We start from the raw sequence: 17,407 nt of genomic DNA, 5'->3' as shown, positions 1-17,407 counted from the left end.
CCGAGGCCGGCAGCGCCCCCGTGATTCTGGAGGGAGTACTGGGCGCCAGCCGCGTCCTGGACCTGCTCTCCGGGGAACAGCTGCCGCGCATCTGCTGAGAGGCATCAAAGTGAGCAGTGAAATCATCGTACTGACAGGGACCGCCGCCGGAATCGGCTTCCTCCATACCCTCACCGGCCCCGACCACTACCTGCCCTTCATCGTCATCGGGCGGGCCAAACGCTGGTCCCTGGCCAAGACCCTGTCTCTCACACTGGTCTGCGGCGTCGGCCACATACTGGGGTCGGTGGTGCTCGGGTTGGTCGGCATCGCGGCCGGCCTGGCCCTGCATCACCTGGTGGATATTGAATCCCTGCGCGGAGAAATCGCCGCCTGGGGCCTGATAGCCTTCGGTCTGCTGTATATGGTCTGGGGCCTCCGACGGGCCTACCGGAAGCGCCCCCACACCCACCGGCACGCCCACCTGGATGGCCAGGTGCACACCCACGAGCACACCCACTCAGCAGACCACGTGCATATCCACGAGGAGGAGGCCAGGTCAGTAAGCCTTACCCCCTGGGTCCTGTTCATCATTTTCGTGCTGGGGCCCTGCGAGCCGCTCATCCCCCTGCTGCTGTTCCCGGCAGCCAAGAGCAGTATGGCCGGGGTGGCCCTTATCGCCGGGATTTTTGGACTGGTTACCATCAGCACCATGCTGGGCATCGTGGGCCTGGCCTACGCCGGGGTTCAGCGTCTGCCTCTGGGCAACCTGGAGCGCTACGCCCACGCCCTGGCCGGCGGCACGCTCGCCCTCAGCGGCCTGCTGATCGCCTTCCTGGGGCTATGATACTGGATAGGCTGCTCCGGTGGCCGACCTAGCTATTCGAGGGCGTGGTTGGCTACCTACTTCAGCAGCACCTTTTTGATGGACTGAGTGTTTTCAGTCGTTAATCGCCAGATAGTGAAAAAGTTCTTTTAGGATTCAAACCCGACGGAAACAGAATCTTGGAAACGCGAGCTGCCGCTCTTAGTTTTAAGTACAGTTAGCCCACATTTATTTGATGACATGCAGGAAACCACCGATCAAATCCTGATCCTTCATTCTCATGTATGAGCAAATTGGAACCAGTGACCTTCTTCCCGTTGAACCAGAGGAATAAGGACTTAGCATATGCAAACGCCACGTACCATGAAACGGGTGTTAATGGGGCCGGGGCCGTCGGATGTTGATCCCCGGGTGCTGGAAGCCCTGTCGCGGCCTACCATTGGACACCTGGACCCCGCATTTTTGGATATCCTAAATGAGATACGGTCATTGTTGAAATATGTCTTCCGGACAAAAAATGAACTGACCATTGCCATGTCCGGTACCGGCAGCGCGGGGATGGAAACCTGTGGGGTGAATCTCATCGAACCCGGTGATCCCATGCTGGTCTGTGTCAACGGAGTATTCGGAAAGCGGATGGCTGATGTGGCCCAACGTTGCGGCGCTGAAGTGAATACCCTGGAGATTGAATGGGGTCGAGTTTTCGATCCCCAGCAGATTGAGAATGCATTGAAAGATAAGCCGGCCAAGGTGGTGGGGATTGTGCATGCTGAAACCTCGACCGGTGCCTGTCAACCCCTTGAAGATATTTCCAGAGTAGTACACGACCACGGAGCCCTGTTGCTGGTGGATGCCGTCACCAGTCTGGGCGGTATGAATGTGGATGTGGACGGCTGGGGTATTGACGCCTGTTACTCCGGTACCCAGAAGTGCCTTTCCTGCCCACCGGGACTGGCGCCGGTCACCTTCAATGAGGCCGCTATCGAGGCCATTGATAAACGCAAGTCAAAGGTACAGAGCTGGTATCTGGATCTGACCCTGATCCGCCAGTACTGGGGCTCGGAACGACTGTATCATCACACGGCCCCGGTCAATATGAACTATGCCCTTCTGGAGGCGCTGAAGATTATTAAAGAAGAGGGGCTGGAAAATCGCTGGGCTCGCCATCGCGCTAATCATCAGATCCTGCGGGCAGGCCTGTCCGCTATTGGGATGCAGTATGCCGCTCAACCGGGTCATGAGTTGCCTATGCTCAATGCCGTCTATATCCCTGCTGGCATAGATGACGCGACCGTACGGCAGCAGCTGCTCAATGAGTTCAACATTGAGATTGGCGGCGGACTGGGTGTTTTCAAGGGCAAAGTCTGGCGCATCGGGCTCATGGGCTCGGCCTCCACTGAAAGTAACGTGATGCTGTTCCTGTCTGCTCTCGAGAAATGCCTTTTCGATCAAGGGCTGAAATTCGATAGGGGGGCGAGTATTGCCGCGGCAGCTGAGAAAGCAAGCCAGCTTTCCATGAGTGATACATAAGGATTTTATCGGGTTCTACGGCGGTTAGGGGTAGAAAAAACCTTTCCGCTGCGGGAGTTGGCCTTTTGGGATTAAGAATGCCGTCTATATCAATACATAGATAGTAATTATGGCGGGATGGATTGTTGGTGGATACCGCTTTAAATGTCACGAACCATCATTTGTATTGATAGTCGGATGCGTGTGAACGTGAATAATCAATACCTACCAAGCTTGAAGACAGCATGATCCAGGATCTATTCAGTCTGGAGGGCCGAACCGCCCTCATTACCGGTTCCAGTCGTGGAATCGGCTATACGTTAGCGAGAGGTTTGGGACGCGCGGGTGCAATCGTCATCCTGAATGGACGGGATGAAGATCGATTGATGAATGCGGTTTCAGAACTAAAAGTAGAGGGATTGAATGCATCAGGTTATGCCTTTGATGTTCGGGATTCGGCCGCGATCAGAAAGCAGATTGAAAACATCCGCCAGGATGTCGGTGATATCGATATTCTGGTAAATAACGCTGGCATACAGATCCGGGCTCCAATGGAAGAATTTGGCGAGGCGGACTGGCACAAGATTCTCGATATCAACCTTACCGGGGCCTTCCTGGTTTCCAGGACCGTTGTGGCTGGGATGATTCAGCGAAAAGCCGGTAAAATTATCAATATCTGCTCAATTCAAAGTGAGCTGGCCCGTCCCAACATTGCGCCGTACTCCGCCGCAAAAGGTGGCTTGAAAATGCTGACCAGGGCCATGGCCACCGAATGGGGGAAGTACAATATCCAGGCTAACGGCCTCGCCCCCGGCTATTTCAGGACGGAGCTGACCAAACCACTGTATGAGAACGAGAAGTTCGACGCCTGGCTGTGTTCACGAACACCCGCCAACCGCTGGGGTGAGCCTGAAGAGCTGATCGGAGCAGCGGTGTTCCTGGCTTCCAAAGCTTCAGATTACGTGAACGGACATATTCTGTACGTCGACGGGGGAATGTTGGCTTGTGTATGAAAATAGAGACGTTTTTTTCCAGCAGAACTGAGTATCTGGATAAGGGTGCCCATCCTGGTCTAGTGGGACTATCTTTTGTGCGTTCCTCGCAGGTTCTATAAAGAGATATAACAATGGCGGCCGCCTGGTTAATTGGCAGTTCAATCGTCTTATTGGCAATCGGGTACATCTTTTATGGTCGCTACCTTTCGAAAAGGCTGGGTGTAGACCCAGGCCGGCAAACACCTGCCCATACCAACACCGACGGCGTCGATTATGTACCGGCGAAGGCGCCCATCCTGTTCGGCCATCATTTTTCCTCCATTGCCGGGGCCGGCCCCATTCTCGGTCCGATCTATGCGGCGGTATTCGGCTGGATCCCGGTGCTGCTCTGGATAGTGATCGGTAGCATTTTTGTCGGCGGCGTGCATGATTTTTCCTCGCTGGTGGCCTCGGTGCGGCATGGCGGAAAGACATTTGGCGAGGTGATCGAGGAACATATCGGCCACGCCGGAAAGAAACTCTTCCTCGTTTTCACCTGGACGGTGCTGGTTCTGGTCATCGCCGTCTTTGCGAAAGCGGTTGCCAGCGTCTTTGTGAAAGAACCAGCCACGGTCACTGCTTCCTTCCTGTTCATTCTGCTCGCCATAGTCTTCGGGCTCAGTATCTACCGCCTGAAAACCAAACTGGGGCTTACTTCCATCGTTGGTGTCCTGCTGCTGCTCGGATGTGTGGCGCTTGGAATCCTGTTTCCGATTCAGCAGTCCTTCAACTTCTGGATTTTTATGCTGTTCTGCTATGTATTCGTTGCTGCGGTTACACCGGTATGGATCCTGCTCCAGCCCCGGGATTACTTGAACTCGTTTCTGCTATTTATCATTCTGATCGCGGGAGTTATTGGCATCTTCGTGGCTAACCCGACCATCAGCTTCCCGGTAGTAACACAGTTCAAGACCAACCTGGGGTATCTGTTCCCCATCCTGTTTGTAACTGTCGCCTGTGGGGCTATTTCCGGCTTTCACTCACTGGTGTCCAGTGGTACGACCTCGAAACAGTTGAATATGGAATCGGATGCCAAGCCGGTCGGTTATGGCAGCATGCTTGTTGAGGGCGTGCTGGCGGTGGTAGCGCTGATCACAGCGGTCACCATTCTGCAGGGGGATTACAGTCATCTGGTCACCAAGGAAGGTGGGGGACCGATTGGTATTTTCTCGGCCGGTATCGGCCGCTTTGTTCACCACCTGGGTATACCGGAGCGATTGGGCGTTACTTTCGCTGCTCTGGCGATCTCCGCCTTTGCCCTGACGACCCTTGATACGGCCACCCGGCTGGGCCGATTCGCATTCCAGGAATTTTTTGAGCGAGAGGAACGTGCTTCTTTCTTGAGTAAGAATCGCTACGTAGGTACTCTAGTGACGGTTGTTTTTTCCGCGCTGCTCGCCTTTTCCGGAACCAGTGAGGTACTCTGGCCGCTGTTCGGGTCTGCCAATCAACTGCTGGCATCCATTATCCTATTGGGAGTTACCGTCTGGCTGGCAGAACTGGGGAAGAGCAATCGGTTTGTTAAGTACCCCATGTACTTCATGTTCGCTGTGACCTTGACTGCCCTGGGGACGCTCATTCACAAAAACATTGTGACGGTGAATATCCCGTTACTGCTTCTCTCGATCATTCTCTTTATCGTTGCCATCATTTTAATTGTACAGGCGCGAAACAGCCTGGTCAGGATTGGCAAGGAATAATGAATATCATTGTCCTGAAAGTGGTAATGTGTTACTCTAGTTCTTATAAATAATAATGAAATAGGAGAATTTCCCATGAAGCCTGCCCGCATTTTAGGTCTGCTTATTTCAATGGTTTTGCTGTTGTCTTGCGCGAAAAAGGACACCATCGATCCGCAAATCCTGGAAGGGTATCCTGATTTTATAGCGCTGTCCGTCAGTAACCAGACCGATCTGGCCCGGGAGGAGGCCGCATTTGTTATCCCCGTGCTCGAGCTCAAGAAGAGGAATGCTGACTTCAATCCCGAAGCGTTCATCGTTCTGGCTGGAGGCGTCGAGCTGGCCAGTCAGGAAAACGATCTTAATGGCGACGGTCAGGTGGATCAGATTGTTTGTATAAGTGATTTCAAGCCCGGCGAAAAAAGGCAAATTACTGTGAGGTATCATAGGTTCGGGGCGAAACAACGCGATTATCCCAGGAGAACTCAAGCCGAGCTTTCCCACAAGACCGGCGGCTACTTTGAAAAACACGAATATATAGGTGGTGCCTTCACCAACGTAAGGTTCCTGCGGGTACCGGACGAGCATACCGACCACTCCTACTTTATCCGCTACGAAGGTCCCGGCTGGGAGTCGGATAGAGTAGGCTATCGGTTTTATTTAGATTGGCGCAACGCTATTGATATCTTCGGGAAAAAGGTGCCCGACATGGTACTCCAGAACGTCGGCCAGGATGGTTTTGATTCTTACCATGAAATGGCTGACTGGGGGATGGACATTCTGAAAGTCGGAGAGTCCCTGGGGATTGGCTCCGTTGGCATGTGGATAGGTGACCGGGTGGAACGAGTTTCACAGACTGACAGCATTACCTGTGCGATCATTGCTACCGGCCCGGTGCAGTCAATCATCCGTACCAGCTACTACGGCTGGCAGGCGGCTGGTGGGAGGTATGATCTGGTCTCTGAACTGTCCATTGCGGCGGGGAGCAGGCTCACCCGACATGAGGTCACTATTGTACCGAATCCCGATAATCTGTGTACGGGGATCGTGAAACATCCCGGCGCTAAAGTGATAACCGAGCCCGATTCCGGATCAGAGTGGACCTATCTGGGGACCTTCGGGCGGCAGAGCCTCGCCGATGATAATCTGGGCATGGCGATCATCTTCCGCCGGCAGGACCTCCTCGAATTGACGGAGGATGAGCACAACCTGGTGGTGGTGCTGCGACCTGCAGCTGGCAAACTGACTTATTATTTTCTCGCTACCTGGGAACAGGAGCCGGATGGAATTCGGGCTGAAGGAGAGTTCATCGAATATCTTGATCGGTTGAAAAGGGAGAAAAGCGGACCGCTCGAAGTGGTCCTTTAATCTGCCACCTATGACCAAATGATGATGAGTTAGTTCTTGAGGAGTAATACATGGAAATCAGATACTTAGCGGATCAGGTCCGTTATCAGCAGATGAATAGCCAGGAACTCCGGGAAACATTTCTTATCCAGGATCTATTCGTACAGGACCAGGTATCGCTTTACTATACCGAAACCGACCGCTGTGTTGTGGGCTCAGCGGTTCCGGTCAACCAAGCTCTGCGACTGTCCGTCGGCAAGGAGTTGGCCTCCGATTACTTTGCCGAGCGGCGGGAAGTGGGGATCATGAATATTGGGGCAACCGGCAGCGTCGTTGCTGACGGAACTGCCTACGAATTGCGGAATCGCGAAGGCCTGTATGTCGGTCGCGGCAGCAAGGAGATTGTCTTTCATAGCGCCTCTGCTGAGCAGCCGGCGAAGTTCTATCTGCTCAGCTATCCAGCCCATAAAGCCTACCCCACCAAAAAAGTGGGCAAGCAGCAGGCCTCGACCGTGGCGCTCGGGAGCGTGGAAAAGGCGAATAAACGCACCATTTTCAAGTATATCCACCCGGCGAGCATGGAAAGCTGCCAACTGGTCATGGGCCTGACGGAGCTGGAGAAAGGTAGCGTATGGAATACCATGCCTCCCCACACTCATGAACGGCGAACAGAGATTTATATGTACTTCGATCTTGGGGATGATCTCCTGTTTCACTTCATGGGTGCACCGGAGCAAACGAGGCATCTGGTCGTGCGTGAAGGTCAGGCCGTCGTCTCGCCGAGCTGGTCCATTCATGCCGGTGTGGGCACCTCGAATTATGCCTTTATCTGGGGCATGGGCGGCGAGAACCAGGAATTCGATGATATGGACGGCATTGACCTGGATAAAATCAACTAGTATCAAACGAGGGCATCGTAGAGGGAAAGCAATGATTCTTGATCAATTCAAGCTGGATGGGCAAGTAGCGATCGTGACGGGTGCTTCCAGGGGTCTCGGTCAGGCAATGGCCATCGGCCTGGCGGAGGCTGGCGCTGATATCTGTGCCGTGGACCGAAGCGATCAGTCAGCAACGGCTAAACAGATCGAAAAACTTGGACGCAAGTGCTGGCCTGTAACAGCCGATCTCAGTCAGAGAGCATCGATACCATTGATTGTTCAAAAAACCCTGGATCATTTCGGGCATATTGATATTCTGGTCAATAATGCCGGCATCATTCGCCGGGCGCCATTAACCGAATTCACAGAAAAGGATTGGGATGAAGTCATTGACGTGAATCAGACAGCTCTTTTCCTCCTCAGTCAGGCGGTCGCGAAGGTTCTGATCAAGCAAGACACCGGCGGTAAAATCATCAACGTCGCCTCCCTGCTCAGTTTCCAGGGCGGGATTTTCGTCCCCTCATATACGGCCACCAAGAGTGCGGTTATGGGATTGACCAGGCTGCTGGCCAATGAATTGGCTCCTCATAACATCAATGTCAACGCCATTGCTCCCGGCTACATGGCCACCGATAATACGGCGCCGCTGAGAGCCGATCCGGTGCGGAGCAAGGCCATTCTGGAACGTATTCCAGCCGGGCGATGGGGGGAACCCGAAGACCTGAAAGGAATCGCCGTTTTTCTGGCTTCGAAAGCTTCCTCCTATATGAACGGATATACCGTTGCGGTCGATGGCGGGTGGCTGGCAAGATAATTAGCCGCCAGGTGTGTGAAACCGGCCGAGCAAACAGAAGTCCACTTAACCTTCGATCCAGGAGTATTTATGTCTTATCTGAATCCTGACCGCATATTTGACCCCGAGCCGGCAGTTCGTGAAATAGCCCGTGAATTATACGCGAGCGTGAAGGATCTACCCCTACTGTGCCCCCACGGCCATGTCGACCCCAAGCTGTTCTCGCAGAACCGGCCTTTCCCCGATCCCACCGAGCTTATTTTGATCCCCGACCACTACGTCTTCCGGCTGCTCTATTCCCATGGGATCAGCCTGGAAGACTTCGGGGTGCCCACGCGTGATGGGTCACCGGTAGAAACCGATCACCGCAGGATCTGGCAGTTGTTCGGGGATCATTACTACCTGTTCGCAGGCACGCCTACCGGCATCTGGCTGGATGCCGAGTTCGTCGAGGTATTCGGGATCACCGAAAAACTCACTGGCGAATCGGCGCTGCGCATCTATGACCGGCTTCTGGAGAAACTCCAGACCGAGGAATTTCTGCCCAGGAACCTGTTTGATAGCTTCAATATCGAGGTCCTGGCCACCACCGATGCCCCCTTTGATACCCTTGAGGATCACCAAATGATTCGCGAATCAGGCTGGGATGCCAGGATCATTCCCACCTTTCGTCCGGATCCGGTGACCGACCTGTCTCATTTTGAGTGGCACGATAACATCCACAAGCTCGGTGAGGTGTGTGGCTATGAGATCACCTCATATGCCAGCTACATCCAGGCCCTGGAGGAGCGCCGCAGCTTCTTTAAATCCATGGGATGCACGGCCACCGATCACGGAATTGAAAGCCCCCTGACCCACAGGCTGTCTGATCGCGAGGCTGACACCCTCTTTCAACGGGCTTTGAAGAGGCAGGTTACCCCAGATGAAGCCAGGCGTTTCACAGCCCATATGCTCATGGAGATGGCGCGCATGAGCGCGGAGGACGGGCTGGTCATGCAGATTCACCCGGGGGCCATGCGAAACCATAATCTGGCTGTTTTTGAAAAATTCGGTCCCGATAAGGGCGGCGACATCCCGCTCCCGACTGAATATACCCGCTGTCTGCATGAATTATTAAATGCTTATGGTAATGATCCCCGGTTCAGGGTCATTGTCTTCACATTGGACGAGACCAACTATACTCGCGAACTGGCGCCCCTGGCAGGGCATTATCCCGCCATGTGGCTGGGACCGCCCTGGTGGTTCAGTGACAGTATTCAGGGCATGATCTATTTCCGTCAAAGGATTACCGAAACGGCTGGTTTCCATAAGACTGTTGGCTTTATCGACGATACCCGCGCCTTTCCCTCCATACCTGCTCGCCATGATGTGAGTCGGCGGGTGGATGCCAATTTCCTGGCCGGTCAGGTAGCCCGGCATATAATTGATAGGGAGGATGCTGAGGAAATCATGCCTGCCCTGGCGTACGATCTGAGCAAACAGGCCTACAATCTGTAGACAGAAAAGCGGGGAAGATGATGTGCGTATACTTAAGGTGCCTGGTGCGGTTTAGATTAATCCTCATTCCATTTCTGTTGGTCCTGGCGGCATGTGCCGGTGAACAACCCGTTAGAGTGCTCAAGCTGGCCCACGTGCTGGATGCCACCCACCCGGTCCACAAAGGCATGGTCTATATGGTCAAGAGGGTGGCGGAGGAGTCCGGTGGCCGCATGCGGATAGACATCTATCCCGGCGGTCAGCTGGGACAAGAACGGGATCTGATCGAGCTTCTCCAAATCGGTAGTCTGGCAATGACCAAGGTGTCAACCGCTCCGTTAGAAGCCTTTGTCCCTGAGATGAAGATATTTGGCATTCCCTACGTTTTCCGGGATGACGATCACCGCTGGAAAGTCTTGAACGGCGAGATTGGAAAGCGACTCCTGGTAGCGGGTGAAGATTATTTCCTGCGCGGGATGTGCTATTACGATGCCGGCAGCCGCAGCTTTTATACCAAAGACCGACCAGTAAATACACCGGCGGATTTGCAGGGATTGAAAATCCGGGTTATGAAAAGCATAACCTCGGTGAAAATGATTCAGGCGCTGGGGGGATCGGCGACCCCGATCCCCTGGGGCGAGCTATATACCTCGTTACAGCAGGGTGTGGTCGATGGTGCGGAAAACAATCCGCCGAGTTTCTACCTGTCACGGCATTACGAGGTCTGCAAATATTACAGCCTTGACGAACATACCTCCGTACCTGACATCCTGCTCATGAGCACGGTGGTCTGGGAAAGTCTTTCCTCCCAGGAACAGCAGTGGCTGCAAAAGGCGGTGGAAGAGTCCGTGGAGTATCAGAAGCAACTATGGAAGGAGGCCTGTGATGAGGCGCTCCGGGAAGTTCAAAACGGAGGCGTCGAAATTATCTATCCTGATAAAACACCATTCCGTGAATCAGTGCGGGAGATGCATGCCTCCTACATAGGAACACCCATCTACGACTTGATCCAGCAAATCGAACAGGTTGAATAGGTGCCGACTAGCAAGGGCTATTGTTTTATAGGAACCAAGGATGCGATATCCAGCATAATTGCGAAAGAATTTCCCTTAATTAATCCACTCATGATTGCGTAGGATACGATTATCTATGGATAAAATGATCTCAGTCATCACCAGGACACTTGGTATCGTCCTGGTCATCCTTATGTCGGCCAATGTGCTGGACGTAACCTGGCAGGTCTGCACCAGATTTATTCTTCGGGACCCCAGTTCATTTACGGAAGAGTTGGCTGGTTTTCTATTGATCTGGATCGGTCTCCTCGGTGCCAGTTATGCTTTTTATACTCGCGCCCATCTGGGCATTGATGTACTGACCGCCAGGTTGGTGGGCGTCAAGAAACGCGTCGTCGAGATTGGCATTTCCCTGGTCGTATTGTTGTTCGCCCTGTTCATTCTTGTCATCGGCGGACTGCGGCTCGTGAATCTCACATTCACCCTGAATCAAATCTCCCCGGCGATGGGCATTCCAATGGGCTACGTATACCTGGTCCTTCCGATTACCGGTATTCTGATGATGTTCTTCTCAATCACGTTCATCATCGCGGCTATAATTAAAGAACCGACGGTAGCGGAAGAACACGAAGTCAGGGTAATCGATTAGCCATAAGGGTATTGTAATGGATATATCGATTATTGTCCTTATTGTAAGTTTTATTCTCCTTCTGGCATGCAACGTACCGATTGCCATCGGCATTGGTGTGGCGACCGTGCTTACCATGCTGTTTACCATCGCTCCGGTTCCGGCCATCACCACCGTTGCACAGCAAATGGCCACCGGGATCAACAGTTTTGCCCTGCTCGCCATCCCCTTTTTCATTCTTTCCGGCATGCTCATGGGTCGGGGTGGAATTGCCCGGCGCTTGATCGATTTCGCCAAGGTCCTCGTTGGCATGCTGCCGGGTGGCCTGGCGTATGTCAATATACTGGCCTGTATGTTCTTCGGCGCAATTTCAGGATCGGCAGTGGCGGCCACTTCCGCCGTCGGTGGGTTCATGATTCCGATCATGAATAAGGAAGGCTATGAAAAAAACTTTAACACGGCCATCACCGTCACAGCGGCAACTACCGGTCTCCTGATCCCGCCCAGTAACGTGCTGATCGTTTACTCGCTCGCCAGCGGCGGTGTATCGATCGCCGCGCTGTTCATCGCCGGCTATCTCCCCGGCATTCTGGTGGGATTAGGACTCATGGCCGTCTCAGCCGTCATCGCATTACTTCGTGATTACCCACGGGGAGAATGGACCCCATTGCTGGATTCTGCCAAGAAATTTCTGGATGCTGTTCCCAGCCTCCTGCTGATTGTGATCGTTATCGGTGGGATTATTGCCGGCATTTTTACGGCGACGGAAGCCAGTGCGGTGGCCGTTCTCTATGCCCTATTCTTATCGGTCGTGGTTTATCGTGAAGTAAAAATCAGTGAACTGCCATCCATTCTACTTAAGGCAGTAGAGACCACTGCGATCGTCATGCTGCTGATTGGCACGTCAAGGGCCATGTCCTGGATTCTGTCCTATGAAAACATCCCCCAGAACATCAGCGCCACCCTGATCGCCCTGACCGAAAGCAAATTTATTATTCTTCTGGTCATCAATATCATTCTGCTGATCGTGGGCACGTTTATGGATATGACTCCGGCCGTGTTAATCTTCACACCCATTTTTCTCCCCGTGGTCATGCAATTAGGTATGACACCACTGCATTTCGGGATCATGATGGTCTTGAATCTCTGTATTGGCCTTTGCACCCCACCGGTCGGCAGCGTGCTGTTCGTCGGCTGTAGTATCGCTAAAACGTCGATAACAAATATGATCAAACCGCTGCTGCCGCTCTATGTGGCCATGATCCTGGCGCTGTTACTGGTGACCTATATCGAGGATTTAAGTCTCATGCTGCCGCGACTGTTAGGGTACTAAATAGGCCGGAACTGGTTGATGCAAGGCCCATATTGCTTACCCCGTTCGGCTTCAGGGCAAAGTGCACCGGAATGGACTAAATGGGGCCAGACACGCCTTGGCTATGACAGCCTGACAGAAACCCGACGCTGATGGCGTGCCATGAGCGCTATATATATTACTTGGACTACCAACAGAATGGAGGTAAAGATGATCGAAATCCACGTAAAAGCACAGACACCACATTTGATACAAATCCGGGTACTGCTGGCCCCCCACAATGGCGGCCACACTGATCCTCTTGACCTGGTGTGGTATGTCAACCAGTTAGAGAAGCCCAAGCTTCGGCTAGTGGCTATTTCCCTACCATGACGATAAGTGTGATGAGCTATCTCAATCTGTCTATGGGTAATCAAGATGAGATCTAAGTGGTACAGTTTTTTGTATGGGCTGGTGCTCTCAGGTTTCCTTTTTGGGCAAGCCCAATTTGTTGTCTTGACGCCTGATCCAAACGTCAATCAGCAGATCAAAGGTCGTCCTTTTGCAGATGTTGACCTGCTGCAATATGCGGAAGGTGCGGAGGGATTGACTATCAATCCTAAGCTACCGCCACACTGGACCTGGATTGCCGGTAGGGGTGTCACCGGTGAGGGCCGACCGGTCGAATTCTTTTTCCGGAATGGAATCATGTTCGCCACGGAAATTGAGGTAAGTAGTTTTCGTAACCAAATCTATCCTGATTCTTTTACGGATAAGATTAGCTGCGGCGCCTTTACAATTGGAATTCGGCATGATCGTGAAGCGGTTATCTTTGTGGCAACGGAGGAGCCACAAGACGTCCGACTCGTGATCGATGAAACTGTATTTGGAGAAGAAAAGGTGATCCAAATCCCCCTGGGTGCTCATGAAAGCCAGATCATCCGAATCTTCCCTCTTAAAGAACCCTATAGGCCGTAAGGTGAGCATTATGTTTCGCATCACAACACGGACTATGATTGTCGTAGGAGTATTTCTATTCTGGTCTTCCTGTGCCTCTGAAGATTCCAAGCCGGTTCGGTCTCTCCAGAGGATTAATAATAGCTGGCGCTTTCATAAGGGGGAAGTAAATGCTGGTTACCAGGCTGATTTGAATGACCGACGTTGGGAACGAGTTAATCTGCCGCACACTTGGAATGTTGATGATCCCTTTGATAGACGCGGGATTGAGGACGGTTACGATATTTCTCCTGGCTATTACCGGGGATCAGGTTGGTACCGTAAGGCTGTAAATATTCCGAAATCCAACGCGGGCAAACGTCTCTATCTGGTATTTGAGGGTGCCAATAAGGTCACGGATGTATGGGTAAATGAGTTCTATGTGGGAGAACATATTGGCGGTTATTCGGGTTTTAGCTTTGATATTACACCTTATATAGCCTTTGGTAAGCGGAATCTTATTGCAGTCAGGGTAAACAACGCCTACCACTATGATATCCCACCCCAGAGCGCTGACTATACCATGTACGGCGGCATCTACCGCGATTTGTATCTGCTGGAAACGACCACAGTGCACATAGAGTGGGTACACGTCCAGACGCCGGAGGTATCCCCGGAGCGGGCACATGTGACGGTCACCACTCCGGTGATAAATACTTCAAAAGAATCCTTCGACGGCCAGTTGGAGACTGTGATCCAAGACCCTCAAAAAAGGATAGTTCTCACCCGCTCGGTGGATGTGTCCATCCCACCGGACTCAACTGCTGAAATCCAGCTTGATTTGGAGATATCTGCACCGATCACCTTGTGGTCTCCTGAAGCTCCGCATCTCTATGCAGTTCAAGTTCGATTGAGCCGTGACCAGGTAACCCTGGATGAGATAACTGGCAATTTCGGCTTGCGATGGTTCTCTTTTGACCCCGACCAGGGTTTCTATCTCAATGGCGAATACCTGCGACTTAAGGGAGTGAACCGTCATCAGGACCGAGCTGGTTATGGCAATGCTGTCCCGAACGAGCTACATATCGAGGATATGCGGCTTATCAAGTCCATGGGGGCCAACTTCGTTCGTCTTGCCCATTATCCACAGGATCCAGCCGTTCTGGATGCGTGTGATAGCCTCGGTTTACTGGTATGGGAGGAAATCCCGGTGGTCAGGTCAGTGGGGCGGGAGGCGTTCATAGCTAATGCAAAGCAGATGATGCGTGAGATGATCACCCAGCACCTGAACCATCCGAGTATCATTATCTGGGGTGTAATGAATGAAGTAATTCGTGATCAGCCCGACGAGGAACTCCACTGGAGCGTCGACCTCTGCCAAGCACTAGTCCAACTGGCACATAACCTTGATCCCTCCAGGTACACGGCCCAGGCTCAATTTAAGGATCGGGGTACTGATATTATGGGCATTACGGAAATATCTGGCTGGAACTGCTACTATGGGTGGTATTCCGGCACCTTTGATGATTTCGGAGACGTGATGGACGAGCGTAAACAAGCTTATCCTGAGCAGGTGTTCATCATCAGTGAGTATGGAGCCGGCAGCAAGAGAGGCTATCATGTGGAAGATTCGAAAGCACCTGATTTCAGTGAAAACTGGCAGTTAGCCTTTCATAAAAGATACTGGGAGCAGATCGTACAGCGTCCCTATATCGCTGGTTCATGTGTCTGGAATATGTTTGATTTCGGCTCCTATGAAAAGGGTGGCAATATCCCCCATATTAATCAGAAAGGGCTGGCGGACTTCGCTCGTGTGCCAAAGGACGTGTTCTATTTCTATCAGAGCATCTGGACCGAAGAGCCGATGATCTATATCGTTTCCCATACTTGGTTACAACGAGCCGGTGTTGAAGGGGAAGCAAAACAAATCGAGGTGTTTTCCAACTGTGATTCTGTTGAACTCTTAATAAATGGGGAGAGCCTGGGAACCCGGCCTCAGCCCTTTATCTGGCGGGCGACCTTGAAAAAAGGCACCAACCATCTGCGCGCCATCGGTCGTAAAGAGCAAACCGTGGTGGAAGACAAGATCACCATTCGATACTCACTTTCGGACTAAAATGAAGATGGCTATTTCACGGATCTCTATGAGTGTGACGGGCATATGTTGGCCGGTTCGGAAAATCGTGCAGTGGCCGTTATATTCACAGCTGGTGAGTTGAAGAATGAGCAATACTTTCCGTGCGGGGTAGCCTATATCTGGACCCATAAAATATATGACAATGCCGTTGTTAAAAAGGTGCACCTACGCTACTATGATCGAAGGCCTCAGGTTCGCGTCGTCGAGCCAATCGTTGAGGAGCCGGGTATGCGCTTCCAGTCTCACCATCGAGGCGCCCAACGATCTGGTTCCCCGCGTCCGGGAAGCACGCCTGAGGTGGCCGGCTGTTCAAGGTAGCCATCACCTTGCGGTAGAGGCACATGTGGACGCCGGGGAAATCACCATTGCTAATAATAGGGCAGAAACAACCATTCTTTTACACTAAACCTGTATGGAGGGACCGATGCGTGGCTTACATGTATTCATTCCACCGTTGTGCTTGGTGGTGTTTATCATATCGGATCTGAATGCCCAGCAGCAGGTGCTGGAAACCTCCTGGGGCAGCGTAGTGGTTCAGGAAGATCCGTTCAACCTGATTATTCAGGACCGGGAAGGCCTGGCGCTGGTCGCGGGGGTAGATCCTCACTCCTATCCGGCAGCCATCTTTGGCCTGAAGGTAGGTGAAACGTGGGACCGCATTATCACAATCGAGTCTGCCAAACGCGAATCCGGAACTCTGATATTGACCGGTGTGACCGCTGCTGATCGTGCAGTCCAGATCAGTATATCAAAACCAGCTGAGCATGTATTGGTTCAAATGAGCGGGCCGGAAAATGCGGAAGCGATAGGCTATGCCATTCACGCCGATGACGGCGAACATTTCCGGGGAATGGGTCAGCGCTTCACCGGCCTGGAATTACGGGGTCAGGAAATCCCCACCAACGATCCCCCGTGGACGGTGCCCATCCCGTTCCTGATCAGCAGCCGGGGCTACGGGCTGTACGCCGAGACCATCGGCCAGTTCACCTTTGACCTGGGCACCCGGGAAAGCGAGGTCTATTCCTTCTGGGTCAATGGGCCGCAGCTGGCGTTTCATCTGTTCTACGGCCCTACACCCAAGGAAATCGTAAGGCAATACACCGCGCTGACCGGGCGTATGCTCAAGCCACCAGCCTGGAAGTTCGGCGTTTGGAAATGGCGCGACTGGGTCTTCGATGAATATGAAGTCTACCAGGACGCCACCATGCTGCGAGATCTGGACATTCCCACCAGCGTCATCTTCATCGACAGCCCCTGGTCCAATGAATACATCGATTATGAATTCAATCCCAAACTGTTCCCGAATCCCGGAAAGATGATCGCTGATCTGCATGCTATGGGCTACCGGGTACTGCTCTGGATGGTGCCGTTTGTGAATCCGGCGGCCAAAAACTACCGGTATGCGGACCGGAAAGGGTATTTTGTGAAAGATGCCAACGGTGATACGTACCAGATAGAATGGTGGCGCCCCTCCGGCACCGATGAGATCGGCCTGACCAGTGACGGCCGCGGTGGTATGATCGACTTCACCAATCCCAAAGCGGTGAAATGGTGGCAGAATCAGGTTGCCAAAGTGGTGGATCTGGGCATCGATGGATTCAAGATGGATGACTGTGAGCACCTGCCGGCGGATGCCTATTTGTTTGACGGCACCAGGGGCTATGAGCACCAGCATCATTATCCCGAGCTCTACGACAAGGCTGTCCATGACCTCATGCAGGATAAGACCGGGGGGGATTTCGTGCTTATCCCCCGGGCCGGCTCAGCCGGGTCGCAGAGGTACATCCCGGCTTTCTGGGCCGCCGATCAGAATGCCGATTTCGACATGAACGAGGGCTTGCCTTCGGTCATCAGGGGTGCTCAGAGTATCGGCCTGATGGG

At 52.8% G+C, this 17,407-nt stretch carries 15 protein-coding genes; all 15 read left to right on the top strand.

The features are described from left to right. The first annotated feature begins 109 nt into the window (after positions 1-109). Positions 110-826, top strand: a complete 717-nt coding sequence (locus ACETWG_08135; GenBank protein ID MFB0516558.1) for a hypothetical protein — start codon at positions 110-112, stop codon at positions 824-826. A gap of 324 nt (positions 827-1,150) precedes the next feature. Then, entirely contained in the window at positions 1,151-2,335 is a 1,185-nt protein-coding gene (locus ACETWG_08130) for an alanine--glyoxylate aminotransferase family protein (protein ID MFB0516557.1), read from the top strand. A 227-nt stretch (positions 2,336-2,562) separates the two neighbouring features. Then, positions 2,563-3,327, top strand: coding sequence for an SDR family oxidoreductase (locus tag ACETWG_08125; protein ID MFB0516556.1), 765 nt, complete (start codon positions 2,563-2,565; stop codon positions 3,325-3,327). Between the two features lie 113 nt (positions 3,328-3,440). Then, positions 3,441-5,048, top strand: coding sequence for a carbon starvation protein A (locus tag ACETWG_08120; protein MFB0516555.1), 1,608 nt, complete (start codon positions 3,441-3,443; stop codon positions 5,046-5,048). Positions 5,049-5,123: 75 nt separating this feature from the next. Beyond that, positions 5,124-6,395 carry a DUF4861 domain-containing protein gene (locus tag ACETWG_08115; GenBank protein MFB0516554.1) on the top strand — a complete coding sequence of 424 codons (1,272 nt, stop codon included), beginning with the start codon at positions 5,124-5,126 and terminating at the stop codon, positions 6,393-6,395. Positions 6,396-6,445: 50 nt separating this feature from the next. After that, on the top strand, positions 6,446-7,273 hold the full coding sequence (kduI, locus tag ACETWG_08110; GenBank protein ID MFB0516553.1) for a 5-dehydro-4-deoxy-D-glucuronate isomerase: 828 nt from the start codon (positions 6,446-6,448) through the stop codon (positions 7,271-7,273). Between the two features lie 31 nt (positions 7,274-7,304). Further along, a complete protein-coding gene (kduD, locus tag ACETWG_08105) occupies positions 7,305-8,066 on the top strand; it encodes a 2-dehydro-3-deoxy-D-gluconate 5-dehydrogenase KduD (GenBank protein MFB0516552.1) in 762 nt (253 codons plus the stop codon). A gap of 69 nt (positions 8,067-8,135) precedes the next feature. Then, positions 8,136-9,542, top strand: coding sequence for a glucuronate isomerase (gene uxaC, locus ACETWG_08100; protein MFB0516551.1), 1,407 nt, complete (start codon positions 8,136-8,138; stop codon positions 9,540-9,542). Positions 9,543-9,562: 20 nt separating this feature from the next. After that, positions 9,563-10,555: a TRAP transporter substrate-binding protein gene (locus ACETWG_08095; protein ID MFB0516550.1), complete on the top strand. Its 993-nt coding sequence runs from the start codon at positions 9,563-9,565 to the stop codon at positions 10,553-10,555. A gap of 115 nt (positions 10,556-10,670) precedes the next feature. Then, complete coding sequence (locus tag ACETWG_08090; GenBank protein ID MFB0516549.1) at positions 10,671-11,183, top strand: TRAP transporter small permease; 513 nt, start codon at positions 10,671-10,673, stop codon at positions 11,181-11,183. 16 nt (positions 11,184-11,199) lie between these two features. Next, on the top strand, positions 11,200-12,495 hold the full coding sequence (locus tag ACETWG_08085; protein ID MFB0516548.1) for a TRAP transporter large permease: 1,296 nt from the start codon (positions 11,200-11,202) through the stop codon (positions 12,493-12,495). Positions 12,496-12,684: 189 nt separating this feature from the next. After that, positions 12,685-12,846, top strand: a complete 162-nt coding sequence (locus ACETWG_08080) for a hypothetical protein (protein MFB0516547.1) — start codon at positions 12,685-12,687, stop codon at positions 12,844-12,846. Between the two features lie 45 nt (positions 12,847-12,891). Beyond that, on the top strand, positions 12,892-13,431 hold the full coding sequence (locus ACETWG_08075) for a hypothetical protein (protein ID MFB0516546.1): 540 nt from the start codon (positions 12,892-12,894) through the stop codon (positions 13,429-13,431). 10 nt (positions 13,432-13,441) lie between these two features. Then, complete coding sequence (locus ACETWG_08070) at positions 13,442-15,505, top strand: glycoside hydrolase family 2 TIM barrel-domain containing protein (protein ID MFB0516545.1); 2,064 nt, start codon at positions 13,442-13,444, stop codon at positions 15,503-15,505. Positions 15,506-15,950: 445 nt separating this feature from the next. Continuing rightward, a partial coding sequence (locus ACETWG_08065) for a TIM-barrel domain-containing protein (GenBank protein MFB0516544.1) occupies positions 15,951-17,407 on the top strand: 1,457 nt, incomplete at its 3' end.

Source organism: Candidatus Neomarinimicrobiota bacterium (genome assembly GCA_041862535.1).
GTDB lineage: Bacteria > Fidelibacterota > Marinisomatia > SCGC-AAA003-L08 > TS1B11.
This window is presented reverse-complemented; position numbering and strand designations above follow the sequence as displayed.